The sequence below is a fragment of the Alteribacillus sp. JSM 102045 genome (assembly GCF_041949975.1).
Taxonomy (GTDB): Bacteria; Bacillota; Bacilli; order Bacillales; family Marinococcaceae; genus Alteribacillus.
In genome coordinates this window covers 55,252-80,242 of record NZ_JBHFQG010000017.1, presented here as the reverse complement: position 1 = coordinate 80,242, position 24,991 = coordinate 55,252, and the positions used below count along the sequence as shown (strand labels likewise).

Annotated in this window: 32 protein-coding genes and 1 tRNA gene; 4 read left to right on the top strand and 29 right to left on the bottom strand. The window is 37.3% G+C overall.

From position 1 onward, the window contains the following. Positions 1-157 precede the first annotated feature (157 nt). The 5 genes from trpB to ACE1TI_RS12635 form a co-directional block, all read right to left on the bottom strand. Positions 158-1,327, bottom strand: a complete 1,170-nt coding sequence (gene trpB, locus ACE1TI_RS12655) for a tryptophan synthase subunit beta (protein ID WP_375007938.1) — start codon at positions 1,325-1,327, stop codon at positions 158-160. 21 nt (positions 1,328-1,348) lie between these two features. Next, entirely contained in the window at positions 1,349-2,974 is a 1,626-nt protein-coding gene (gene cimA, locus ACE1TI_RS12650; protein WP_375007933.1) for a citramalate synthase, read from the bottom strand. Positions 2,975-3,105: 131 nt separating this feature from the next. Beyond that, on the bottom strand, positions 3,106-3,945 hold the full coding sequence (locus ACE1TI_RS12645; RefSeq protein ID WP_375007932.1) for a PRD domain-containing protein: 840 nt from the start codon (positions 3,943-3,945) through the stop codon (positions 3,106-3,108). A gap of 129 nt (positions 3,946-4,074) precedes the next feature. Beyond that, positions 4,075-4,575, bottom strand: coding sequence for a PTS sugar transporter subunit IIA (locus ACE1TI_RS12640; protein ID WP_375007931.1), 501 nt, complete (start codon positions 4,573-4,575; stop codon positions 4,075-4,077). 107 nt (positions 4,576-4,682) lie between these two features. Beyond that, positions 4,683-5,102 (bottom strand): phosphatase PAP2 family protein, encoded by a 420-nt coding sequence (locus ACE1TI_RS12635; RefSeq protein WP_483860649.1) that lies wholly within the window; start codon positions 5,100-5,102, stop codon positions 4,683-4,685. On the opposite strand from ACE1TI_RS12635, the gene ACE1TI_RS12630 reads away from it, so the two are divergent. Then, the gene (locus tag ACE1TI_RS12630; protein ID WP_375007941.1) at positions 5,077-5,244 is read left to right on the top strand and encodes a hypothetical protein; all 168 of its coding nucleotides are present in this window, start codon (positions 5,077-5,079) and stop codon (positions 5,242-5,244) included. The two genes, ACE1TI_RS12635 and ACE1TI_RS12630, sit on opposite strands and share 26 nt — an antisense overlap. 483 nt (positions 5,245-5,727) lie before the next feature. Further along, on the top strand, positions 5,728-5,955 hold the full coding sequence (locus ACE1TI_RS12625; protein WP_375007930.1) for a hypothetical protein: 228 nt from the start codon (positions 5,728-5,730) through the stop codon (positions 5,953-5,955). 128 nt (positions 5,956-6,083) lie between these two features. Here the strand turns inward: ACE1TI_RS12625 and ACE1TI_RS12620 are convergent, their stop codons facing one another. After that, entirely contained in the window at positions 6,084-6,185 is a 102-nt protein-coding gene (locus ACE1TI_RS12620) for a YjcZ family sporulation protein (RefSeq protein ID WP_091579377.1), read from the bottom strand. Positions 6,186-6,381: 196 nt separating this feature from the next. On the opposite strand from ACE1TI_RS12620, the gene ACE1TI_RS12615 reads away from it, so the two are divergent. Continuing rightward, positions 6,382-6,663: a phospholipase gene (locus ACE1TI_RS12615; protein ID WP_375007929.1), complete on the top strand. Its 282-nt coding sequence runs from the start codon at positions 6,382-6,384 to the stop codon at positions 6,661-6,663. 50 nt (positions 6,664-6,713) lie between these two features. On the opposite strand, the gene asnB is transcribed toward ACE1TI_RS12615, so the two are convergent. The 17 genes from asnB to mce form a co-directional block, all read right to left on the bottom strand. Next, the gene (gene asnB / locus ACE1TI_RS12610; protein WP_375007928.1) at positions 6,714-8,540 is read right to left on the bottom strand and encodes an asparagine synthase (glutamine-hydrolyzing); all 1,827 of its coding nucleotides are present in this window, start codon (positions 8,538-8,540) and stop codon (positions 6,714-6,716) included. 153 nt (positions 8,541-8,693) lie between these two features. Next, entirely contained in the window at positions 8,694-9,014 is a 321-nt protein-coding gene (locus ACE1TI_RS12605; RefSeq protein ID WP_375007936.1) for a methyltransferase, read from the bottom strand. Between the two features lie 60 nt (positions 9,015-9,074). Next, entirely contained in the window at positions 9,075-9,260 is a 186-nt protein-coding gene (locus ACE1TI_RS12600) for a hypothetical protein (protein ID WP_375007927.1), read from the bottom strand. A gap of 274 nt (positions 9,261-9,534) precedes the next feature. Beyond that, positions 9,535-9,876: a fructosamine kinase family protein gene (locus tag ACE1TI_RS12595; RefSeq protein ID WP_375007925.1), complete on the bottom strand. Its 342-nt coding sequence runs from the start codon at positions 9,874-9,876 to the stop codon at positions 9,535-9,537. A 49-nt stretch (positions 9,877-9,925) separates the two neighbouring features. Then, on the bottom strand, positions 9,926-10,252 hold the full coding sequence (locus ACE1TI_RS12590) for a fructosamine kinase family protein (RefSeq protein ID WP_375007924.1): 327 nt from the start codon (positions 10,250-10,252) through the stop codon (positions 9,926-9,928). Beyond that, a complete protein-coding gene (locus ACE1TI_RS12585) occupies positions 10,224-10,391 on the bottom strand; it encodes a fructosamine kinase family protein (protein WP_375007923.1) in 168 nt (55 codons plus the stop codon). Before ACE1TI_RS12585 ends, ACE1TI_RS12590 begins: the two co-directional genes overlap by 29 nt. Beyond that, on the bottom strand, positions 10,388-10,861 hold the full coding sequence (locus ACE1TI_RS12580; protein WP_375007922.1) for a low molecular weight protein-tyrosine-phosphatase: 474 nt from the start codon (positions 10,859-10,861) through the stop codon (positions 10,388-10,390). Before ACE1TI_RS12580 ends, ACE1TI_RS12585 begins: the two co-directional genes overlap by 4 nt. A 336-nt stretch (positions 10,862-11,197) precedes the next feature. Then, complete coding sequence (locus ACE1TI_RS12575; RefSeq protein ID WP_375007921.1) at positions 11,198-11,479, bottom strand: hypothetical protein; 282 nt, start codon at positions 11,477-11,479, stop codon at positions 11,198-11,200. A 367-nt stretch (positions 11,480-11,846) separates the two neighbouring features. Beyond that, positions 11,847-12,287, bottom strand: a complete 441-nt coding sequence (locus ACE1TI_RS12570) for a YaaR family protein (RefSeq protein ID WP_375007920.1) — start codon at positions 12,285-12,287, stop codon at positions 11,847-11,849. A 115-nt stretch (positions 12,288-12,402) separates the two neighbouring features. Next, positions 12,403-13,209 (bottom strand): flagellin N-terminal helical domain-containing protein, encoded by an 807-nt coding sequence (locus tag ACE1TI_RS12565; protein WP_375007919.1) that lies wholly within the window; start codon positions 13,207-13,209, stop codon positions 12,403-12,405. A 19-nt stretch (positions 13,210-13,228) separates the two neighbouring features. Beyond that, positions 13,229-13,651, bottom strand: a complete 423-nt coding sequence (gene fliS / locus ACE1TI_RS12560) for a flagellar export chaperone FliS (protein ID WP_375007918.1) — start codon at positions 13,649-13,651, stop codon at positions 13,229-13,231. Between the two features lie 49 nt (positions 13,652-13,700). Then, positions 13,701-14,000 carry an EscU/YscU/HrcU family type III secretion system export apparatus switch protein gene (locus ACE1TI_RS12555; protein ID WP_375007917.1) on the bottom strand — a complete coding sequence of 100 codons (300 nt, stop codon included), beginning with the start codon at positions 13,998-14,000 and terminating at the stop codon, positions 13,701-13,703. Next, entirely contained in the window at positions 13,997-16,897 is a 2,901-nt protein-coding gene (locus ACE1TI_RS12550; RefSeq protein ID WP_375007916.1) for a hypothetical protein, read from the bottom strand. Before ACE1TI_RS12550 ends, ACE1TI_RS12555 begins: the two co-directional genes overlap by 4 nt. A 194-nt stretch (positions 16,898-17,091) precedes the next feature. After that, a complete protein-coding gene (locus tag ACE1TI_RS12545) occupies positions 17,092-18,279 on the bottom strand; it encodes a DNA polymerase IV (RefSeq protein ID WP_375007915.1) in 1,188 nt (395 codons plus the stop codon). A 75-nt stretch (positions 18,280-18,354) separates the two neighbouring features. After that, on the bottom strand, positions 18,355-18,843 hold the full coding sequence (locus ACE1TI_RS12540) for a transcriptional regulator, SarA/Rot family (RefSeq protein ID WP_375007914.1): 489 nt from the start codon (positions 18,841-18,843) through the stop codon (positions 18,355-18,357). 62 nt (positions 18,844-18,905) lie between these two features. Continuing rightward, entirely contained in the window at positions 18,906-20,027 is a 1,122-nt protein-coding gene (locus ACE1TI_RS12535; RefSeq protein ID WP_375007913.1) for a M20/M25/M40 family metallo-hydrolase, read from the bottom strand. A 60-nt stretch (positions 20,028-20,087) separates the two neighbouring features. Next, on the bottom strand, positions 20,088-20,510 hold the full coding sequence (gene mce / locus ACE1TI_RS12530; protein WP_375007912.1) for a methylmalonyl-CoA epimerase: 423 nt from the start codon (positions 20,508-20,510) through the stop codon (positions 20,088-20,090). A 163-nt stretch (positions 20,511-20,673) separates the two neighbouring features. Here mce and prli42 point away from each other — a divergent pair, with 163 nt between their 5' ends. Continuing rightward, positions 20,674-20,766 carry a stressosome-associated protein Prli42 gene (gene prli42, locus ACE1TI_RS12525; protein WP_375007911.1) on the top strand — a complete coding sequence of 31 codons (93 nt, stop codon included), beginning with the start codon at positions 20,674-20,676 and terminating at the stop codon, positions 20,764-20,766. A gap of 55 nt (positions 20,767-20,821) precedes the next feature. On the opposite strand, the gene ACE1TI_RS12520 is transcribed toward prli42, so the two are convergent. From ACE1TI_RS12520 to ACE1TI_RS12495, 6 genes are all read right to left on the bottom strand, one after another. Then, entirely contained in the window at positions 20,822-21,376 is a 555-nt protein-coding gene (locus tag ACE1TI_RS12520) for a L,D-transpeptidase (RefSeq protein WP_375007910.1), read from the bottom strand. A gap of 34 nt (positions 21,377-21,410) precedes the next feature. Next, positions 21,411-22,430 carry an aromatic acid exporter family protein gene (locus ACE1TI_RS12515; RefSeq protein WP_375007909.1) on the bottom strand — a complete coding sequence of 340 codons (1,020 nt, stop codon included), beginning with the start codon at positions 22,428-22,430 and terminating at the stop codon, positions 21,411-21,413. 126 nt (positions 22,431-22,556) lie between these two features. Next, a tRNA-Arg gene (locus tag ACE1TI_RS12510) sits at positions 22,557-22,631 on the bottom strand. Positions 22,632-22,751: 120 nt separating this feature from the next. Then, positions 22,752-23,120 (bottom strand): hypothetical protein, encoded by a 369-nt coding sequence (locus ACE1TI_RS12505; protein ID WP_375007908.1) that lies wholly within the window; start codon positions 23,118-23,120, stop codon positions 22,752-22,754. 126 nt (positions 23,121-23,246) lie between these two features. Further along, on the bottom strand, positions 23,247-23,672 hold the full coding sequence (locus ACE1TI_RS12500) for a BrxA/BrxB family bacilliredoxin (RefSeq protein ID WP_375007907.1): 426 nt from the start codon (positions 23,670-23,672) through the stop codon (positions 23,247-23,249). Between the two features lie 110 nt (positions 23,673-23,782). Further along, the gene (locus ACE1TI_RS12495) at positions 23,783-24,847 is read right to left on the bottom strand and encodes a metal ABC transporter solute-binding protein, Zn/Mn family (protein ID WP_375007906.1); all 1,065 of its coding nucleotides are present in this window, start codon (positions 24,845-24,847) and stop codon (positions 23,783-23,785) included. Positions 24,848-24,991: the final 144 nt, after the last annotated feature.

The following is a 24,991-nucleotide window of genomic DNA, read 5'->3' as shown; positions in this document are numbered from 1 at the left end:
AAATATATTCAACACTATAATGAAGAGCGAATACAAGAAAAACTAGGCTACCTTACTCCAAAAGAGTTTGGAGTCAAAGCAGCCTAGCAGGTGTTTTATATCTGTCTCATTTAGCTATGGCAGTTCACTGATTCCGGGCTTTGTTCATTTTACGCTCTTATTGTTCAAGAAGTCTTTTTACTTCTGCAACGTCTTTATCTCCTCGGCCAGATAAGTTTACTACAATAATTTTATCACGATTTAAAGAAGGAGCTAACTTTATCACATGGGCAATGGCATGGGCGCTTTCAAGTGCTGGAATAATTCCTTCTGTACGGGATAATTCTTGAAAAGAATCAAGAACCTCTTTTTTTGTTACGGTGACGTATTCTGCCCGGCCTGATGTTTTGAGGTGGCTATGCTCAGGACCAATTCCCGGGTAATCGAGCCCGGCTGCAATCAATTCTGTTGGAAGGGGATTTCCTTCTTCGTCCTGCAGACAAAGACTGTTAAATCCATGTAACACAGCCGGCTTTCCTTGTGTTAACGTTGCAGCTTCGATCGGCTCCGCCCCAATTAAACGCACCTCTTTATCATCCAAGTAAGCAGAAAAAGCACCAATTGCATTACTACCGCCTCCAACACAGGCGACAACAGCATCCGGAAGACGTCCTTCTTTTTCAAGTACCTGCCTTTTTGACTCCTTACTGATTACGGATTGAAAATAATGAACGATCGTCGGGTATGGATGAGGACCAACGGCAGAACCAATTAAATAAAAGGTGGACTCATAATTTTCAATAAGATCTGTTAATGCTTCATCTACTGCGTCTTTTAAACGACCTCCACCTTTGTTAACAGAAATAACCTCTGCTCCTAATAATTCCATTCGAAAAACGTTCAATTCTTGTCTGCGAACATCTTCTTTACCCATATATATTGTGCAATCCATATTCATCATTGCACAAGCAGTAGCTGTTGCAACACCATGCTGTCCTGCCCCTGTTTCTGCAATCACCCGATGAGCTCCCATTTTTTTAGCAAGTAATATTTGTCCAACAACATTATTGATCTTATGGGCTCCGGTATGGTTCAAATCTTCTCTTTTTAAAAATATTCGGGCACCACCCAGCTTTTTTGTCAAACGTTCTGCATAGGTCAGCGGGTTTTCTCTTCCTACATACTCTTTTAAGTAATAATTATTTTCTTGAATAAATGCCACATCATCTTTATACTCTAAAAATGCTTCCTCTAATCGGGCAAGGACTGTATTTAATGGTTCAGGCACAAAGCATCCGCCAAATTCGCTAACCTTTTTCTTCGGTCTTCGTAAGTTGTTGCGGCATATTACTCCCCCTGTTTCTATGCTCTAATGATTTTTCACGCCTTCTTTAGGCATAGAAGGAAAAGACTTCACCCCTTCTAGTCTGCCTGCCTGTTTCATGAAATAGTAACGAATGCTGTCAACCAGTGCATGCCAGCTTGCTTCAATAATATTCGCCGAAACGCCAATTGTACTCCAAGTTTCTTTTCCATCCGATGATTCAATTAAAACTCGTACTGTTGAGGCTGTAGCTTCTGCTTCATCGAGCACGCGTACTTTGTAATCTGATAAATACATTTGATGTACGATCGGGTAATATTCTCCTACTGCCTTACGAAGGGCATGATCTAAAGCATTAACTGGTCCGTTTCCTTCAGCTGCCGTTATTACTGTCTGATCTTGAATGATCATTTTCACTACTGCTTCAGTGGTAAAGGTTCCTTCCTTTTCTTTATGGGTAATGATTTTAAAATGGTCAAGCTGGAAATAATCATGATTCTCTCCCATACCATTTCTGATCAGGAGTTCAAATGATGCTTCTGCTGCTTCATATTGGTAGCCTTTATGCTCCATAATTTTCATTTTGTCTATAGTATCTTTTACCGCTGGGTTGTTTTTATCAAGGGAAAGACCCAATTCCTCTGCCTTAAATAATAAATTACTCTGCCCTGACAGCTCAGATACCAGCACTCTTCTTTCATTGCCTATTTCCTCTGGAGAAATATGTTCATATGTTTCGGGATGCTTTAACACAGCGCTTACATGCATACCGCCTTTATGAGCAAAAGCGCTTTTGCCCGTGAACGGCTGACTGTTAGGTGGTGTTTGGTTTGCTAATTCATGAATGTATTTTGCCGCTTCAGTTAATTGTTTTAACTGAGCAGCGGAAACACAATTAATGCCCATTTTCAACTGCAGATTAGGAATAACAGATACTAAATTTGCGTTTCCACATCGTTCTCCATAGCCGTTTATCGTACCCTGAATATGGATTGCTCCCGCTTTAACAGCCTCAAGTGTATTAGCTACCCCCAGTTCTCCATCGTTATGGCAGTGGATACCGAGATCAACGGTCAGCTTTTCTTGTACTTCTGATAATATAGAAGCTATTTCAGAAGGAAGTGATCCCCCATTTGTGTCACAAAGTGTTACACAATCTGCTCCTGCTTCTTCTGCTGCCATTACAGTCCGTAAAGCATATTCTTTTTTATTTTTATAGCCATCAAAAAAATGCTCCGCGTCAAATATTACTTCTAACCCGTTTTCTTTTAAAAATCGAACGGAGTCATATATCATCTTTACATTCTCTTCCAAAGAAGTTTGAAGGGCTTCTTCCACATGAAAGTCCCATGTTTTCCCAAAAATCGCAGCAGCTTGAACTCCACTTTCTAAAATTCTCTTTAAATTAGGATCTTTTTCTGCCTCAACTTCAGGCCTGCAGGTACTTCCAAACGCCGTTATGACCGCTTGTTCTAAGGACAACCCTTTTGCACATTCAAAAAAGTTCATATCTTTTGGGTTGCTTCCGGGCCAGCCGCCTTCAATATAATGAACACCCAGTTGATCTAATTTATTTGCTATTTTTAACTTATCATCAACTGATAAGCTGATTCCTTCCCCTTGAGTGCCATCACGTAATGTTGTATCATACAACTTCACTCTAGCTGCCAATACGATTCCCCCACTTTACGTACAAAATTTCTCAAATAATTTAAACATTTTTTCGATTAAAATGATGACACATAGTATAGCACATGAAGAGACATTTGACCACTGGGAATAGACAGACTTATAAGCTTATCTCAGCGCTTCATTCTTCTGTTTATTAAACGTTGAAGGTGCATTGCAATATAAACACTTTCATCCTCGGGAATATTTAACTTATAACGGTTTTGAAAAGCAGACACTGCCATTTCTGCAGCTCGATATGCTTTGGGATAACCCATTTTCATCATTTCTATTAATTCAGCTGGAGCTCTTGTAAGTTCGTGTTCTTGTTCTGCCGCTTTAACTGTAACATGGAGATGGCTGATCAGCCCTTCATATGCAATCGTATTTTTTGGAAAAACAGTATTTAATTCTTCTTCCATAACGTTAACCATATAATAAAGTGCTTCTGTATGTTCCTTGATGGATCGCGGGGAAGTTTGTTTTTTATCAGCTTCATATAAATGCAGCGCTAAAAATCCTATTTCATCTTGAGGTATAGTTTTGCCGACTGACATTGCAATCTTCCTGGCAGTTTCTTCGGCAAGCCGAAACGCTTCGGGATAAAGCGTTTTTATTTCCTGAAGCAGGTGATTATTAATTTTTATATCTTGCTTAAGCCTTTTCATTAAATGAACTAAATGATCAAAAAAAAGGGCGTAAGTATGGCTGTCCAACTCCTTTTTAAGTTCTGTTTCAAGCCAATTAACTATCTCTTGTACTAATTTTATATCGTCATTTTGCGTTTTAGCTAATAAATCAGCAAACGGATTTTGACTTTTTTTATTGTGTACAAAAAGTTTTTCAATTTTTGCTGGATCAATTGAGTCGTGCTTCTTTTTTTGAAAAGCCACTCCAGAGCCAATAGCGACTTTTTCTTCTTGATTATGAAGTACTATGGCAGCATTATGATTTAATACTTTTTGTATAACCATGACGTCCCTCTCCATTTACAATTTCTTAATGATTCTTATTTTAAGGAAAAGCGGTTCTTTTTTAAAGGAAAATCTGCAAGCACCTTGAATAGACACTTGCAGATTTCAAACCAGCTCTTCCGTTTATTTTTAACTTTTTACAGTAATTGTCATAATCTCCGTTTCACCTGCTGTTAGGTCACTTACTTCTTTTCGGCTAATATTATCTACCTGATCGCCTTCAGTGAAAACAACTGGGGTAATCGTGCTTTTCGCTTTTTCTTTCACTTCGTCTAAAGAAAACTCTACTAATACATCACCAGCTTTCACCTTATCCCCTTCACTGACCCGTCCTTCAAAGCCTTCTCCATTCATGGAAACTGTTTCAAGCCCTATATGAAGAAGCACATCCAGCCCCTCATTTGATTTAATACCAACCGCATGCTTTGTTGGAAAGACCTGTACGACTTTACCATCAACTGGAGAAACAATTTTCCCTTCAGAAGGTTCAACAGCAAAACCATCACCCATCATTTTTTCAGAAAAAGTAGGATCAGGAACATCAGTTAAATCAACAAATTTACCATTAGCAGGAGAAGCAATAACTACGTCTTTAGGTTCTTCCTTTTTTCCAAACAGCTTTTTTAACATTTACTTTCACCTCTTTTTCAATGTATAGCCAAAAATCTTGTATTTGAAACACTATGCTATCATAAGCCATTCCTTTTTTCAGCGCAATAAAAACCACTCTTATACTTTTATAACTTCCTCTCTAATAAAATGGAACGATATATTAATAACATTGCAATCAGCCAGGCTAAACCAGCTAGATAACCAGCTAGAATATCACTTACATAATGCACCCCTAAATAAACCCTGCTTACACCAATTAAAAGAATCAGTATGCTAAAACCCACACAGACTACAATTTTCATTTTTTCTTTCTGTACAATAAAAAATAAAATCATCGCAAGCATTCCATAAAAAGTAACAGCATTCATGGCATGGCCGCTCGGAAAACTAAATCCAGAAGCTTCAATCACTCGTTCAAAATCAGGCCTTTGTCTCTCATAAATTGATTTGAGAACATAATTCAAAAGTCCGCCTCCTCCAACTGACAGTAAAAGGATGACTCCTTCGGTTCTTTTTTTGATGAACATTAAAAATATACCGATAATTGGAGTTACTGTGCTCGTAAAAGAAACAGATGCTAATGAAGTTAGAAATGAAAATACTGCAATTATTATCTCCGAATGGAAAAACGGCATTTTTTCCATAACGGCTCGATCAAACTGGATCAACTTTTCTGTATCAAGATAATCAGCAATCTCAAAAAAAAGATACAAACAGCTAAAAAGTATTAGTATAGAAAATGCTCTATATAACCATTTTAATTTATCTGTATCACTTTGCATTTATTTTTCCAACACCCATATATTATAAGTTGTATTTTATCAACTTACCCTTTTCCATGGATACAGCAAACGCTTATTAATAAAACTTCGCTTTTTAGATGGAAAATCCCCAGACTATTTTTATGTAAACACTAGTCATTTACCTTCCCAATTATTTACTTTATTCATAAGGTAAAGTATAACAATCAGATAGCAGAATTGCAGTGGTAAATAAACATTATTATATTATATCTCTCTCAGCAAAGCTGCCCTATAAAAGTCAGGGCAGCTTATATTTTTCACATTAATGTAAAAATACAAACATCAACTGCCTACTCACCCTTGTTTTTATTGAATATAGTGAGAATGAATGAATTCATCATTAAAAGTTGAAGAACGGAGTGAAAGAATGGATAACAAACCAGATACATTATTTTCTTCTCCTTTTTTAAAAGAGGAAGCTGATAACTCAAACAGCACGAAGAGCGACGAACAATCAGAAAAGAAGCCAATTAACAGAGATCCTTGGAATGAGCTATTATTTGGGAGACAGCCCGAACCTTCAAATGCAGAAGATGATGATAATGAGGAAAATGAGACGAAAGAAAGCAGCAGACCAAAATTTTCTTGGTTTTAACCACTTAATTAAAAGGCTGGAGGGTAATTATCCATACTCCGGCTTTTTATTTGCTCTCTTTTTTATATAGAAAGCATAGAGAAGGACTGTTCCAGTTAAGCGGAACAGTCCTTTTCTTTTATTGATTCTTAATAACCGCCGTAACCCCAAGCTGCTCCTACAATTATTAATAAGATAAACAGAACGACGATTAACGCAAAACCGCCTCCATATCCGTATCCACCAGACATGTTAATTTCCTCCTTTTTTGTGTTGTCAGGATTAATATATGTACCGGGTTCATTATTTGACAGGGCGAATATGGATATTTTTTTCACCAAACCAATCGAACCTCATAGCATACCATAACAAGCCTTTTTACTTTTTCCTTGAAAAGTCATCTTCTGATTTCCCTTGATGAAGAAACAAAGGTATGGTGAGGTTTCTATGACATTAAATACTAACAGAGGTTTTTTTCCTCGATTTTGTGTATTTCCCGGTTATAACTGGTGCGGTCCAGGCTGCAGCGGACCAGGAGCACCCGTCAATGCGGTAGACGCTGCATGCAGAGAACATGATTATTGTTACAAATACTTTGGACCAGGCTGTGCTTGCGATCAATTATTTATGCATCGATTACTTTATCTTCAAAATCCATATACGCAAGAGGGCAAACAGGCTCGTTTGCTTTATAATTATATGAAACTTCAAACCTTATTTACTTGTTAATAAAAAAACTGCCTGTTTTTACACGCAGATAAAAAACAGGCAGCTTTTACTTATTTGATAGTAATGTTGTACGAATCAAGCCAATAGTTAACTTGCCATAAATAAGCCAGCAGCTGTGGTCCGGTCATCAGCTGGCCAAACCACGGTACTTGAAATGAAGCACTATCTGCTAGTTTTTTTAACTTTTCAGGATCAATAAGTTCATATAAAGGTGCATCCTTACTTAAGATAATTTCGTTTATTTTTTTGGTCATTATTGCTGTATATTTTGGGTGGTGAGTTTTTGGATAAGGATTTTTCTTGCGGTATAACACATCGTCTGGAAGGACACCTTCTAAAGCTTTTCTTAATATGCCTTTTTCCATCCCGCCTAATCTTTTCCAATCTGAAGGAACATTCCATATATATTCTACTAGCTCATGATCTGCAAATGGAACCCTCACTTCTAGACTTGCTCTCATACTCATGCGGTCTTTTCTTTCTAACAATGTTGACATAAACCAATTCATATTTAAATAAAACATTTCCTTATGCTGTTTTTCTGTTTCCGTGTCATTAGCGGAGTAAGGTGTTTCTTTTACTGTATCTGTGTATCTGTTTAGAGCATACTCTTTCATATTCAACTGCTTGCGCCATTTATCATTTAGCAATTGATGCCTTTCAGGTAGAGAATCTATCCATGGGAACCCCTGCCTTTTTAATAATTCTTCTTTATAAAACCAAGGATAGCCTCCGAAAATTTCATCTGCACATTCTCCTGACAAAGCAACTACTGCCTGTTGTTTTATTTTTCTGCAAAACCAAAATAAGGATGAATCGATATCTGCCATTCCTGGGAGGTCTCTTGCTGTAACTGCTTCTTTTAATGTTTCTGCTAACGCTTCAATGGTAATAGTTTCGTAATGATGATTTGTTTGAAACGTATTTTTCATTTTTTCAATATAAGCTTGGTCACTGTCGGGCTGGAAATCGTTTGATTTGAAGTGTTTTTTATTATCTTCATAGTCAATAGAATAGGTATGCAGTTCTTCTCCGTATTCTTTCGAAGCTATAGCCGTTAAAGCACTTGAATCTAACCCTCCAGATAAAAAGGTGCTTACCGGTTTATCTGCTATTAGCTGCCTTTTTGCAGCTTGATAAACTAACATTTTTATTCTTTCTGATGTCTCCTCTAAAGTATCACGGTGCGGCCTGCTCTGTACATTCCAATAACGCGTTATTTTTTTGCCTTGTTTTGATACTTGCATAATATGAGCTGGTTTTAATTCTTTTATACCGTCGTAAATACCAGAGCCCGGGGTTCTAGAGGGTCCTAAACTAAACAAGTCCAATAAACCTTCTTCTTTTATGACTGGTTTTACACTACGGTGAGCGAGCAGTGCTTTTATTTCTGAACCAAATATAAACCCATCACTGTTTTCTGTATAAAATAGCGGCTTTACCCCTAAACGGTCTCTCGCTAAATAAAGGCTCTCATTTTTATCGTCCCAAATGGCAAAAGCGAAAATGCCATTCATCTTCTCAACGCAGCTGCTTCCCCATTCAATATAAGAAGTTAGCACGACCTCAGTGTCTGAATGGGAAGCAAATGTATGGCCTGCCTTTTTCAGCTGACTACGTAAAGCGTCTGTATTATATAATTCTCCGTTGTAAACCATCACATATCGTCTGCAGTTATGTTCTTTAACCATTGGTTGTTTTCCGCCAGAAGGATCAATAACAATTAATCTTGAATGACCGAAAAGGATATGATTACTGCTATATGTGTTTTGTTCATCGGGGCCTCGATAATAAAGGGTTTTGGTCATCTTATTTATTTGTGCTTGTTCTTGTTTCATATCTTTATTAAATTGCAGCCAACCTGTTATTCCACACATAAAAATACCCCTCTCTGCAGCAAAGTATGCCGTCTAACATACTAATTCATGCTATTCAGACAGGGTATAAATGTGCCATCTTATTTTTCACGATTTTCTTAGTTCAAACATATACCAGCCGCCTTCCTTAACAACAGGCTCAATTTTTTAGCTTTAAGCCTGCTTTTTTCCGTATTGCTTAATTTCTTTAGAAGAAGGAAGCTGAAATAAATTTTTGTGGGCACTCATAAAACTATTAAAGGCAGCAGAGAAAGCTTTTCCATATTCAGCAGCATGAACAGGTGAGATTACAATTAACGTGCCGCCTTTATTCATAGAAGAGCTGACTTGATGAAATAATGCCTGCCGTTTTTCTAATGAAAAATAATACAACACATTATTCATTATCACCATATCGAAAGGGTTTCCCGTCAAATGGCACTCTTGAAAATCGCCATGTTGAATAACCACGTCTGTGTTTTCAAACCTTTTTATCGCCTCTTCATAAATATCTTCATGAACTTCAATCCCAGTTAACGAGATGTTAGGTTTTTTTCATAAATCCGTTCTAAATACCCTCCATATCCACAGCCCATATCGAGAATCAAGAAGACTGTGATCTAACTGATATGTGTCTGCTACTAGTTTTGGGTCTGCCGGCTTTTTAAAGTAGTCAAATAAATCAAAACGATAGCCCAGATAAGCATGCCAGGTTGGTAAAAATGATTCGTTTTTCTTCACTCTATTTTCTTGCTTTCATTACTCTTTTCCATTCGTTAAGCATTGAACTTTCACCTCTGTTCTGTTGCTTTCTTCGTTCCTATTTTCAATTTTCATAAACTTTCCCTGTTGTTGCTTTACTTGGCTTTACTGCCCTGGATAGAAAAACGCTTAAAAATGAGAGATGCTGCGGTGTCAGCTTCTGCCTTTAGTTTTTCTTATTTGACTGTAAAATTTACTTAAACCAACATAAAAAAAGCTATCGCAACTTTATGTTTATTGCAATAGCTTTCCTTCATTTAGCGTATTTTGATAAAATGCGATCTACAGAACTTCCATAGCTTTCTTCAAAAATGTTTAGATGAACGAGTAAATAGTAAAGCTGATATAATGGTTTTCTGTCTTCAAATGAAACTTCTATATTTTTTATTTCCTGATAGGCATCATATACTCTTTTTGAAAACCCTCCAAACAAATGGGTGAAAGCTAATTCAAACTCATGATCGCCATACCAAACCGCTGGATCAATAAAATAGGGGCGGCCATCCTTTCCGGGGAGCCAATTTCCTCCCCAAAGATCTCCGTGAAGTTTGACGGGATGCTGATGATCAGGAATCCAGTCACTAAGATGATCCAATACATAAAGAGCTTTTTTATCACGTTGTTTTGAGAGGCGTCGAAGAGATCTAGCTAGCTAGTTCTATTTGAGGCTGCAGCCTTTTGTACCGTAAAAATTCCACCCATGAGGCTTCCCAGCCATTCACCTGAGGTAACTCTCCAATAAAATTGTCTTCTTCTAATCCAAAAAACGACCCGCTGGTGGAGTGTAAGATTGCTATCCCCCGGCCAAGCTCTTCCTCTGTTTGAGGAACTGACTGTCCCTTTACAGTTTCCATGACAATATACTTTTTTCCCCACCCATAAACATGCGGTACTAAAAGAGCTTTAGCTTCTTCTAAAAAGTGAAGTCCTAACGCTTCTTGTCTAAAAAAAGTCAGCAGGGGCTTCCTCATGCCATTTCACAAAATATGTTTGACTGCTAGTATGTACGAAATAAGCTGTACTAATGCTTCCGCCAGATACCGGTTGTATGCTTTCTGCTTTTTCTCTTATTCCCGCTTCATTCAAGGCCTCGTTAATAAAAGTAATCATAAATTTTCTCTTCTCCGAACCCAATCTAATAAGTGGCTGCAGCTTACTTCCACCATATTATACACTTCTTCAAAATTTCCTATAAAATAAGGGTCAGGAACGTCTTCACCTTTTAAATCAGGGTGGAAATCAAGAAGCTTGCCTGCATACTTTTTATCCTTTCCATTATCGTTTAATCCAGCATCAGACATATTGCGTTCATCCATTGAAATAATATAAGTAAAAGTACTGTAATCGTCTTTATTAATCTGTCTAGCCTTTATTCCATCATACCTTATGTTGTTTTTCCTAAGTATTTTTTTTGTCCCTTCATGCGGAGGCTTTCCTATGTGCCAACGACCTGTACCTGCTGAATCTATTAGTATTTCTTTCGCTAAGCCTTTCTCGTTTACTTTTTTTCTAAAAACAGCTTCTGCTATAGGAGAACGGCAAATGTTTCCAAGACAGACAAATAATACACCAATTTTCATTATAACTACTGCTCCTTTTTTCCTTATTATACTTTGCTTTACTCCTTTCTGAAAGCATTAAGCAGAAAATTCTGCCTTTAGCTAAAGTTATCTAAGAACAAAAGCGCAAGCGCCCTGGTAAGCCTCGACAGGTAAATGTTCTCCAGGCAATAAAGGCGCTCTTTGCCTTTCATGACTGGAGGTTATTTAACCCCGAGAGGCTGGGCGCTGAAGCTAGACGCTAATCAAACAGTAAGGAGATAGTTATCCACAATTCGAAAAATATAATTTCCTAAACAACAAAAAACCGCTGCCGTTTTACTATGGCAGCGATTTATATATATTAAAGGTGTGAAGCTATGCAAAAATTTCTTGATGTTCAACTTTCACTTTTTCGAGAATGGCTTCTACAGATGAAAAATCATTAAGGTCATAATTTTTTATACAATATAACGTATCATCTTCTCGGCCGTGCAAGATTTGCACAACTTCTTTTTCATCTGCTTCCTTAATGCAAAAACGTCCGTTTTTTTCAAAATCGCATTTGCTGTTTTGAAACTTCTCATACAGAACTAAATAATCATTCTTCGTTTCATTCTCGAAATACTCTTTTGCTTCCACCAGGTCATGTACTATCACATTGACACTTCCTTATCCTTTTATTTTATACCCATGGCACTTTAACTATACACTGCTTTCAGCTGAAAAGGGTTAACAACCTGTGAAATAATCATGAAAAATCATATTACGTCTCCAGGTAAAAGTTAACAACTCCCTTCGTTTGAAGCATAACCTGTATCTTATGAAAGATAGAAGCATTTTGCAATCTTTAATATAATCTAATATGCAATAAATTTATTTATTATACCCTTGTTTGTAAAATCACCTTTTACTTTATTCCATTTTCATGCTTTTTCTCTATATGGAAACGCCTTCTCATCATGATGTTTTTAGCCCTCTTTATTTATAATAAAAGAACCATTTCAATGAAATAGTTCTCCCTTTATCAGGCATAAAGGTTAACGAGCAGGCCTCTGATTTCTCCGACCTTATCAAGAATTTCTATGCCTTTTTTTTCTTTTTCCATTACCGCATTTGTTAAATCAAGCAATTTATGGTCTACTTCTTCTACTACTTTATATATTTTTGTTCTTCCTCTTCTGTTAAACCCTCTTTTTTCCTCTAAATGTAAACCATGATCGACAGCTTCCTTCATAAAATCTTTTACAAGCTGTTTATATTTTCGAAGTTCTTCCACCGTTCGGGTTTCGGCTAATACTTTTCCCTGATCATCAATTTTTTCAATCATTTTGTTAAATCGGTCATATGCTTTTTCCTGACGTCTTTGGTCCATAATTTCTGTAAATGAGACACTTGTCCGGGCAGTCTCTTTTGTTTTTGAAGACGGCGGATGGACGCCGGTTTGCATGACCTTTTGAATATCCATGAACGTCACGACCTTTACTTATATCTCTTCATTGATTTTACTATATCCAATCGTAAAGATAAGAAATATTTTCATAGAAAAAATCCGGAGAAGTAAGGTCCGGTTTTTTTCACACTTATTGAAGCAGCTGCAAAACTCCCTGTGGAAGCTGGTTGGTTTGGGCAAGCATCGCTGTTGCCGATTGGTTAATAATATTATTTCGAGTCAATTCTGTCATTTCTTCAGCCATATCAGCATCACGGATTCTTGATTCTGAAGAAGTGAGATTTTCATGTGTTACCTGCAGATTATTGATTGTATGTTCCAGCCGGTTCTGAATTGCACCGAGTTCCGCTCTCGCTGATGATACCGTCTCAATTGCATCGTCAAAAGTATTAATTGCATCTTCAGCGTCATCAGTAATGTCTACTCCACTAATGCCAATATCCTCAGAACTCAATCCTGTGATACTAACTGTTACCTGCTGATCGGAATTTGCACCTATTTGAAAGTTAAGCTCATTTGCTGAACCATCAAGCAACTCTTTTGTATTAAATTCAGTTTTTTCAGATATGCTGTCAATTTCGTCTATTAAAGCTTCTATTTCTTCTTGCAGCTGCTCTCGGTCCCCGTCAGTGTTCGTATCATTAGCGGCCTGTACCGACAGTTCACGCATTCTCTGCAGCATCGAGTGTATTTCCTGCATAGCACCTTCAGACGTCTGGATGAGAGAAATTCCATCCATTGCGTTTCGTTCTGCTTGTTTTAACCCTCTAATTTGAGATCGCATTTTTTCAGAGATAGCAAGACCAGCTGCATCGTCTGCTGCCCGGTTAATACGCAGGCCGGATGACAGTTTTTCTAAGTTTTTAGAGACTTGTTTTTGGTTGTTACTTAAATTTCGATAAGCGTTTAGAGCTTGAATATTATTATTAATTTTCATGTCCTACTCCTCTTAAAATTTATTTATCATACATCATGTTTTGTTCGTATGAAATGGTTCTTGCGCGGGACAGTTTTGTTTGTTTATCCGTTTGTGTCTTCATCGCACTATTCCAAGAAACAGAGATTCTTTTTAATATTTTTAATACATGCTGAGCGGTTTCTTTATCTTTCTTTAGATTGGCCGCTATTAATTGATCATTCATGTAATTATATAAAGCATCGAGTTCTTCTGCGATTATACCGGCTTCATAATTTAAGCCGGCCCCTAAACGTTCTAAAATATCTATGGCTCGCTGGAACTTGCGGTTCGCTTTCATAAAATTCTTTTCTTGTATAGAAGAAACAGCTTCTTCTATATTACGCTCACATGCTTCATACAAGAGCATCGTCAATTCTTGAGAGGTTTTTTGCTGTAGAAATTCTTCTGATAAAAAGCTCATGTTTTTTCCCCTTTCGGGTGTATCTAATATTTCATATCGACTTTACTATTTATGCTTTAATGCTTTTTTCCATTTCTTCTATTAAAAGTAAAATTTCTGCTATCACGGAATAAAGCTGCGGCGGTACATTTTCCCCGAGGTCCATATCTAACAAATTTTCTAATAGACCGGGATCTTCCTGCATATGAATATTATTCTGTTCAGCCAAAGATAAAATATGGCGTGCCACATCTCCTCTGCCATGTACAGTTACTTTGGGAGCATCTCCCTCCTCATATTTAATAACAGCAGCTGTGGGACCGTTTTTTAACTTGCGCTGCTTGTGATTATAATAATTTGAAATCATCATACCTTATAATCAAACCCTTTCTCCGTGTAAAAAGGTAAAAACACTGCATCGTTTTCCTCTTCGTTAAATTGCTCATCACTTTCCAATCTGCTTAAGGGCTGGTACTTAATATCACTTATGGTATAACCCAGCTCACTTAATGCTTCCGTAGTTTTCTTAACAAGCGGGCTCATCATATTCGAAAAGTCTTCTTGATCATTTTTTAATCTCACCGATAATTGACGTTCAAAAGCCTGCACCATTATCCCTGTTTCTCCTAATGACGGCGTTTCAATAAGGAAATATAAATTACAATTTTCCCAGTCGAGCTGGTCTCCTTCTTGTCTGGACTGAACATAAACTTGCAACTGCTGAATTTGATCTTTTATGTTGACAGGCAGGTTAAATAATAAATGCTGCAAACTATTACCTTGATCTGGTTTACTCATTAACTGCTGACCCGTTAAATTTGCCAACGCTTGATTTGCTTTTTGTTGTATTTTACTGCCTTCTTCCTCATTTTTCATAAGGTGAAGCAAGGCATCTTTCATATTTTGCTGGTTTTGATGCTGCTGGCTATTCTGTTCCTTATTTGAAGAAGATAGCATTTGTCCAATCTCGCTTTCTCGGTTCAGTCCGAGGCAGCGAACAAGTTCAAACACTTGCCTCGAAGAAGGATCTTGCATAACAGTCCGGGCTTGATCAGAAGTGAGTTGAAAAGCACTTGCTGCAGGTTTTCCTGAAAACAGCCCTTCTTCTCTTGTCACAAAATGCTTTATTTTCTGTTCAGTCGGTTTAAATTGTAATTTATCTACAGACTCCTGTACCTCTCTTACTATCTTTTGAGTTTCCGCAACATTCCCTTTGCCAAGCAGCTGTTTTGCTTCAGCTAGCTGTCCGCTCGCCTGAAGTAATTTTCGTTCTGTTTTCATGTCAGTAAACAGCATCACATCGCTTCTTAAAATCGTCCGGTCCAATTTTTTAATTGCTGCTTCTACTATTTGTTTCACTTGAGGAGCTGATTGTTTGTCCTGATTTATTAATTTAGAAGCTTGCTCTAATTGCTTTAACGTATCCTGCTTGATTTGTTTGAAATCCATGGTCACTTTTATTAGCTTTTCTGTAACCCTTGTTTCAAGCAATTGTTTTGATTCAAACGGTGCTGAACTATGCAGGTACTCATTTAAAGCATAGGAAGATACTCTGCTTTCATTGACACCCCGATCAATTATGTGCTTATCTTTCGTAAGGTCTTTAAGAAACTCATAAATTTGCTGTCTTGAAGCCAGTTCTTTTCCTTGATCGAATAAGATTTGAGCTTGATTTATATTTTCTGAAGCTGCATTTTTAACATTGCCTGATAAGGACGAAAGCCATTCACTTCGGAGCTGATTTAATACTTTAGCCATGTCAGGTTCCTGGGTCACATTCGTTTTAAAGGAAGAAATGTTTTCTTGATAACTAGTGTTCTCTATTTTCCCTGCCGACAGCTCTATTTGTCGGAGTACATCCAATACCCGCTCCTTTCCCGCTTTACTTAACTGTTGTGCTTGCTTTAAAAATTTTAGAACTTCTTCTGCTGCTTCTGTTTTGGTCCCTGCGGCTCCCAGTACTTGACGAACTTGATGGTAAATCGACTCTTTATCCGAGGGAGTAATAGATTTGCTTGTAAATTCATCTCTAATTGTTTGTAGAGCTTTTTCTATAGAAACTCCATTTTTTAGTTCCGACCGCAGCTTTTGCAATGCTTCTTCAACCTGTTCCTTTGACGAAATACTTTCTTTATTTGATGAACCTTTTTCTATAGTACGTAAAGCTTCATTGAGCCTTTCCTGTCCGGCTTTGTTTAAATGCTCTGTCCCTTTGATAACTTTTTTCAAGTGAGCAGACTGTTCTTGTGTAAGCTCAGGGTGATTTAGGACACGGCGTTGAATATTTTTAACAGCATTATCAATGGAGCCATTATTTAACTGCCGCCTAATATCTTGTACGTTTTCTTTCAAAGAGGAATTAGATACTTCAGCTTTTATTTCACGTTCTATCGTATTTAAGGTGTTTACGAACACATTTTTTGCTTTACTAGCGTTGCCCTTTGAAAGATGATGTTCTGCCTCATTTACTCCCTTTTCTACTTCTTTCACCTGTGCTTTTGTTAACACTGAATGGTTTACAATTTTTTCTCTCGTCTGTTTTATAGCAGCAGCTGGATCATCATTTTCTTGCAGCTGAGTACGGATATTTTGCAGGATATCGTTAAATCCTGCTTTATCATTTGCTGCTGTCGTACGTACTGCGTTTTTCACTGCCTCATTTACATCATCACCTGATAATTGTGTTTGAGCTCGCTCGGAGGAGTTGACCGTATCTGTAAGGCCCTTCATAAAATCAACAGCGCTTTTACTGTGTAAGGTCTCATGAATATAGCGGAGATTATTTTCCGTTATATCTATTCCTTTAGAAGCTGCAGTTTGTACTGTCGGCAGCTTCTGCTCCGTCGTTCCTGTTTCCTTATCCATAAAATTCTGCAGAGAATGAGCTGCAGATTTCGTAAGTGCTGTACCTGTCTGCAGTAAAATTCCTGCTCCGTTCTTCACTGCATTAGAAGGCTGAACAACTCCTAAGTTTTTTAAAATAGCAGAAATAGATACTCCATTAGTTTTCCCACCTGCATTCGAGTCAGATGAGATCGCACGTACCAGGAGTTCTCCTTCCTTTCTTCCCATCACTTGAAAAGCAACGTTATTTTGCTGAGGCACGCTTCCTTGAAAAAATGTTTTGATTTTTGTGTTTCGCAAATTGATAATTGCCTCATTATTTCCGTTCCGTTCTAATATATTTGCCCGGTATACCGACCCTTCTCTTAAAGGTAAAGATGCATCCTTATTTTGGGCAGCAAAAAAATTGGATAACAATTTCATGGTGTTCACCCCGTTCGATTACTCTAATAATAATATCGGCTGTATTTAAACTATATTTATCAGACTTACGGACTAGAAATATTTATTTCCACGGTGTACTACGCTTATCCTCAAACCTTCTTTATTAAAAAACTCGGATTGTCGCGTAGGAATCCAATTAACTGTTTTAAAAAAGCTGGTGCTTATACACCAGCTCATTTTTTAAAATGGTTGCCTTTAAAAACCATGTGATTTCCATATTTATTTGTCAGCTTGGCAATTATTTCTGATAGTTTGGCTTCCTTTTCTTCTTTTTTATATGAAAACAAGTCAAGCTGTTGATAAGATTCAGAAACAGGAACAACATTCAGTGCTGTCACTCCTATTAACCGAACAGGGTTCCCATTCCAATGTTTATCCAATAATTCAGATGCCTGTCTATTTATTTCTACAGAAGAAAATAAAGGATTTGGAAGTTTCTTGCTTCTTGTTATAGTTTTTCGATCGCTGTACCTGATCATTAATTGTATGTTGGCTGAACACACTTCTTTTTGTTTCATTCTTTCTTCTACTTTGTTAGAAAGAACTTCGAGCACCTTCCTTAGTTCATCTCTATCTTGAACATCTGCCGATAATGTTTTTGAGTTCCCTACACTTTTCACTTCTTTGGCAGCTTCTGGGTCGACTTCTCGGTGATCGATCCCATTAGCACGTTCGTATAATTTTTTTCCTTTCACGCCAAACCTTCCCTCCAGTGAAGAGGAAGAATATGATGCTAAATCACCTATGGTAAAAATGTTCCATTGTTTTAATTTTTCTGCTGTTTTATAACCGACACCATGCATTTCTTCAATTGGGAGAGGCCATAATTTTTGAGAAAGCTCTCTTTTTCTAAGTACAGTAATTCCTAACGGCTTTTTCATGTCACTTGCCATCTTTGCTAAAAATTTATTAGGAGCTATTCCAATGCTGCAAGGCAATCCTAACTCTCTTTGCATCCTGTTTTGTAAATCATATGCATTCTGAACAGTTTGGCCTTCTTTAAAAGGAAGCGTCATATCCATGTAGCCTTCATCGATAGAAACAGGCTCTACAAGCTCGGTGTATTCTGCTAAGAAATGGAACATTTCTCTTGAGGCTTCTCTGTATTTTTCAAAATCAGGAGGACGGATAATTAAGCTGGGACATTTTTTTCTAGCTTCCCGCACAGGCATTGTAGTTTTCACACCATAAGCTCTCGCTTCATAACTTGCCGTAACCACTATCCCTCTTCGTTCTTTTGGATTACCTGCTATTGCTAAAGGTTTTCCTGTTAAGGAAGGATCGTGTACTTTTTCTACCGAGGCATAAAAACTATTAATGTCTACATGAAATATAACTTTTCCTTTCCATTCCCGTTCCATTTCTATCCTCCTTGCCACAAAAAACCCCCTAAAAGGGGAGAAAATCACTTCTTAAAAAGGGTGCAGCTGAAATGTTTATTCGTTTATTGTGCTGCTCGTCTTTTCCACCCAGCTCACAAAATTTTGACCGTGAAAATGGCCATTAGCTTTTTGCAAAAAAGAATGAAACTGCTCTAAAAACCCATTGTTGCTGTTTGCATACTCTTCTATAAACTGTAGAAAGCGATGAGATTTTTCACCAGAAAGTTTTCTTATTTCTTCTCCCTTTTCTGTAAGAGTGACATAAGAAACACGCAAATCATTTTCATTTTTTTCTATCTTCACCAACTGCTTTCCTTTTAACCTCTTAATAATTTGCATGACAGTGGATAAATCCCATAAACCTATTTCAGCTACTTTGGACATGGTAGCTTTGTGTTCCATGTATATAATCCAGAGAATATGCTGCTCTGCTTGGGTAATTCCTAATTCATTGGCAGCTAACTGCCAATCCTCTTCCATCACTTTAAGCACTCCGCGCAATAAATTTAAATATGAATGATAATTTGGATAATAATCTCCCATAGTCTCTCTTCACCCTTAATTAGCTTTTCATTATTCTTAACAGAATTTTATATAGGTAAAAGTTATGAAGCAGAAGTGCTTTCTTCTATAATCGCTGTTACCATCTCTGTTAGTTTCACAAGATCCTCAACTTTGATTTTTTCATTGGTAGTATGGATTTCTTCATAACCCACTGCCAAATTTACCGTTGGAATACCGTACCCGCTAATTATATTTGCATCACTTCCTCCGCCGCTTTGCAGCAGCTTTGGAGTACGTCCAATTTTTCTGCCTGCTTTTACAGCAGTAGACACAACCTGGTCCTCTTCACTCAATTTGTAGCCAGGATACATTACTGTAACCTCTACCTCGGTCTCGGCTCCCATTTCCTGGGCCGTTTGCTCAAATGCTGTCTTCATTTTTTCTACTTGTTTGTCCATTTTTTCTTTAATCAGGGATCTTGCTTCAGCTAATACATACACTTCATCACAAACAATATTCGTTTGTGAGCCCCCTTCAAACCTGCCTATATTTGCGGTTGTCTCTTCATCAATACGACCAAGAGGCATTTTTGAAATCGCTTTGGCGGCTACTGTTATAGCAGAAACCCCTTTTTCAGGCGCAACACCAGCGTGGGCGGTTTTTCCTTTTACTTTTACTTTAATTTTTGATTGAGTAGGTGCGGCAACGATAATATCTCCAACTTCCCCATCACTATCTAAAGCATATCCATACTCAGCTTTTAACAAGCTTTCATCGAGAGCTTTTGCGCCTACTAAACCAGACTCTTCACCAACGGTAATGACAAATTGTATCGTTCCATGCGAGAGCTTATTTTCTTGAATGGCGCGCACACATTCAAGCATTACTGCAATTCCAGCTTTGTCATCTGCACCTAAAATTGTACTGCCGTCTGTTTGAATATATCCATCCTTTATAAACGGTTTAATTCCCTGACCCGGCACCACTGTATCCATATGTGATGTAAAGTAAATATTATCAGCATCAGCATTACCTTCCCAGGTGCATATTAAGTTTCCTGCTCCATGGTCAGTTGTTTGCTCCGCATTATCTTCTTGTACCGTAAGCCCCAAATCTTCAAATTTTTGTTTTAATATCTTAGAAATTTGTTTTTCATTCTTTGTCTCAGAATCAACCTGCACTAATTCTATAAATTCATGAACAAGACGCTCTTCATTGATCATTACTGTTCCTCCTAAAGTACTCTAACCTTGATTGATTTTGAAAAGTATATAAACCTTCTGCTATTCTTCCTCATTTTTCTTTTCACAAAACTCGAAAAGAACACGACCTGTAGAAGCTGGATGTAAAAACGCAACGTCCGCTCCACCAGCACCTTTTACAGGTTTTTCATTTAACGTTTGTACACCGTCATCTCTAATTTCCTGTAGACGCTCTTCAATATTTGACACACCAAGAGCAACGTGGTGAATACCCTCGCCTTTTTTATCTATAAACTTTGCAACCGGGCTTTCCGAGTTTAACGGTTCTAACAGTTCTATTTTTGAACTTCCTATTGAAATAAATGCCACTTTGACTTTCTGTGTTTCGACGCTTTCTACTTTTAGCAATTCTAACCCAAGTACATTTTCATAAAAAGGCAAATGATTTTCAATTGATTTTACTGCTATTCCGATATGATCAATTTTTTTTGGAGGTGTTTTCATTATATATCCCTACTTTGTGTATAATATAGTCGTTTTTTGGCATACATTAATGAGTTCTATGTATCGGTTGAATTTTCCTTTTTTTAAAAGAATTAAAGGTTGAGTCTTGTCCTTTTGCCCCGTAGAATATTAACTAACAATGTTATTGTGGAGGGAAGTAAACGTGCCTAAAAAATTTCAAAAAGCTATTATTTATATTATGATCATAACATTAGTTGTCGGAAGTGTCCTTACGGGAGCCGCTACTTTTTTCTAAGATAATAAATCAAACAGCCCCTCAAATAAAAGAGGGGCCTTTTCTTATCCACCTGTTACAAATCTTTTAAATCTTCCTCTAAATAATAGGGTTTATCTCCATATAGAAGACCTTTTTCTTTAACAATCTGCAGTAATGACTTTGGTGACTTTTCAATCCATACCTTTGTTCCCGGTTTCACCTTTTTAAATAATTGATTAACTTCTTCATTTTTCATTCGAATACAGCCATTAGATATGTGGCGGCCAATAGACTCAGGACGGTTCGTACCATGTATTCCATAAACTCTTCCGTTTGTGTTTTCAGCATCAAATCCAATCCATCTGCTTCCCAGCGGATTTTTCGGATCTCCGCCTTTAATATCTAACTTGCGGTAATATGGCCTGATAGCTTTTACTATCACAGTAAATTCTCCCTCAGGTGTTAACAGATCTGTTTTCCCGGTAGCAACATGATGTTTATGGATAATTTCCCCATCCTCTACAAAAGCAAGCTGATTTGTTTGCTTATTTATTACAATAAAGGGATCACCTGCCTCTGGCATGGGATTAAGCGGCCATAATATAGACTGGAATATTATAGATATAAGAGCACTATTATACAATTTCATTTCCGCAACGCCCCTTGCTGGGTAAGTGAGAGTATTATTTAGTATCTCTCCCGCGTTGATCTCTATGCAAACGTTTCCCTGAAACTTTCCGTGTACGTTTTGGATCTGGCCGAAACCTCTTTTTTATTAAGAGATATTCTTCTATCTCCTGTAAAATGTAGAAAAGAGAGGATCGTATTTCAAATTCTTCTCTTGATTTTGGCAGGTCCATCTGCTTTAATTCTTCTCTTAATTCCTCAAGCCTTATTAAAAAGTATCCAGCTGTATTACCTGGTGTTACTGCCTGGCTTAATTCTTCCATGTACACCGCCATTTTTTCTCCTTGAAGCACTGTACGATCCAATGTTGAAATAAACGGCAATATACTTTCAATCACATCAAATTGCTTCTCCCTCATTTTGAAGTAATGATAAAAATAATCATCGTGCCTCAAAAAATGATTATCAATGTTTTTTAATGCGAGACCCAATCCTTCTTCAATCAGCCCAGAAGCTTCCGTGATTTCCTTCCCATCCCAAGAGTTATCTCCATACCGCAGATACGAAGCAAATTCTTTCCATATTGTTTCAATACACTCCTCAAGCATTACTTGCTTCCAGATCAAAGTCTTTTCTGCACTAGGCATATAAATATTCATTAGAAGTGCCACACCTATTCCAATAACAATTATTAAAAACTCATTAATCCAGATATCAACCGAAACCTCTTCATAAGTGTACAAATGCAGCATAATAACTACACTTGTTACTACTCCCCTTTTTACCCCGGCTGCTACAGCCGTTGGAATAAAGATTAAAAATAATAGGAAGATCGATATTGGATGGTAACCAGCAACTTCAAAAACGATACTTCCATATCCTAATCCAATAATACAGGCAATAAATCTTTCCCAAGAAGCTCGCAGCGATTCCTTTTTTGTTACTGAAACACATAAAACCGTTATAATACCAGCTGAAACAAAAAACTCTAATTGGAAAAACTGAGCAATAAAAATCGCAATTGCAGCCCCAACAGATGTTTTTAACGTTCGGTATCCAATTCTCCATTTAGGCATTTTTAACTCCTCTAACCGCAATATATAAATTCTTGATCTATTGTGAGATTATCAACTTTATTCCCTGATAAGTACAAAAAAACTGCACAAAATGCTGTGCAGTGCTGCATATATGTATTTAACTTTTGGCGCGCCTACCAGGATTCGAACCTGGAATACGAGAACCGGAATCTCGCGTGATATCCCTTTCACCATAGGCGCGATCTGTATTTCTAAAGTAAGACAACGTCAATTTTATATGAGTTTTATTATAGTGTCAATAGTGAATTTGAACGTAATGCCATATCAAAACGGCAGCTATAGGACTGCAGCTGCCGCCTTTTATTCTTCTACTTCTTCCTTCGCACCCTCTTCAAGCATTTGTTCAAACTTCTCACCAATTTGCTCTTGGGTATAGCCTAATTGATGAAGTCGTTTCGTAAAGTTTTGAGCATATAGTTTAGTTCGTTGTGCCATTTTCTTATATTTTTTTGGTTCTGCCGCATTTTTCGAAGTTTTGGCACGGTTTTCAGCATTTGACATAATACTTTCTACGACGAACAAACCTTTCCAAATCTCATCTTCGTTAAATTGCTCGGTATCACTGTCCAAATGAGAAATAACTTCCTGATAAAAGGATCGAAACTCCTTAAAGTCAATTTCTTCATCCATATTTAAGTATTCCTGTACTTGTTCATATAATTTTTCCATTTTATGGTCCGTCCTTTATGTATTAATCTTCAGCTATTATATCATACCATTTTTTATGATAGTCAAGCTAAAGAAAAGAAGAATTACCGCCCACCACTTAAAGTGAAGACGGTAATGGTACGCGTTTTATTCACAATATTCATCAAATGCTTTTTCAAGCTGCTGAACAACTTCAATAGGCTCATGCCCTTCAATCTCATGCCGTTCGACCATTCTTTGAATTTCTCCATCTTTAACAAGCGCAAAGGATGGGGAAGATGGCGGATAGCCTGTAAAATAAGAACGAGCTTTTTCTGTAGCTTCCTTGTCCTGCCCCGCAAAAACTGTTACGAAACGGTCCGGTTTCTTCTCATAATTTCGCATATAAGCAGCCGCTGGTCGAGCAATTCCCCCTGCACAGCCGCAAACAGAATTAATCATTACAAGAGTAGTTCCTTCCCCACCTAAAACCTTCTCTACATCTTCAGGTGTAGTCAGAGATTCATATCCGGCTTCTTCCATTTCTTTTCTTGCCGTCTGCACAACATCATTTATCATAAAGTTAAAATCCATTATATCCTTCCTTTCCTATTCGGATTCATCATTCTTTTCTTATTGTATCGAAAAAATGGAAATGACGGCAAGTAACTTTACTTCAAAATAGTATAAAAAAAGGAAAACAATTATTTATTCAATGCTTCATTTAAATTATCTATATTATTCTCCATAATACTAAAATAATTCTCTCCACCAGCTGCATCATCTTCAGTGAGTGACTCCAAGTTGTGCAAATATAATGCCTCTGCCCCGACTTCCTTTTGAACTACTTGTGCTACTTTAGAAGATACATTTTGTTCAAACATTACATGATTCAGCCCGTTTTCTTCCGCTAAATGGATTATGTCTTGTAATTGTTTTTGAGAGGGTTCATTTGATGGAGAAAGTCCTGAAATACCAATTTGCTGCAAACCATACCTCTCTTCCCAATACCCATAACCTGAGTGAGACACTAAAAATGTGTTATTTTCCGTTTGAGAAGCCGTTTCTTCAAACTTCTCATGAACACTTTCTAATTCTGATTCTAGTTCTTTATAATTTTTTTCGAATAATTCCTCTTTATCAGGTCGGAGGTTAACGAGTTCATCTTTAATTTTTTCAGCAGCTTCCGCTGCAAGAAGAGGATCTAACCAAACATGCGGGTCCTGGTCACCGTGGTAATGGCTATCTTCTTCTGCATTCTGCTCTTCTTTTTCACCGCTCTCATGCTCTTCATGATTTTCTTCTATGTGTGGTTCACTTTCATGATCATGTTCTTCTTCCTCGTGTTGGCTGCCATGATTATCTTCTGATTCTCCATGCCCTTCAAAAGTGTTTAGTTCCATATTTTTTGTTACCTCAATAGATGCCACTCCTTCTTGCTCTGCTGTTTCTCTAACAGCAGCCGCAAAACCTTCCATGCCAGCTCCGTTATAGATAAAAGCATCCGACTCCGCCACTTTTACCATCGTTTGTGCGGTTGGTTCAAAGCTGTGTACGTCACTTCCTTCTGGTACAAGGTTCTCCACTTGCACCTCTTCTCCACCAATTCTTTCTGTAAACTCTTCCCAGGGATAAAGAGTTGTATAAATTTGAAGGGGTTCTTCCCCGTTATTTTCTTCACCACCTGTATTGTCCTGGCCTTCTGCTCCGCATGAAGCCAAAGAAATAGAAGCTCCCAACAAGAACAGAAGAAATGCTTTCTTTTTCATTTTTGTTCTCCTCCCGTAATTATTACGTTTTAGCTTTTAGAATTTTATCGTAAAAATTACGATTTGTAAACAAGAACCATTCTGTTTTATTTGAATGAAACATACATTTATAACAAATTGTAAAAGCCGTTCCTTGTTTTGGAA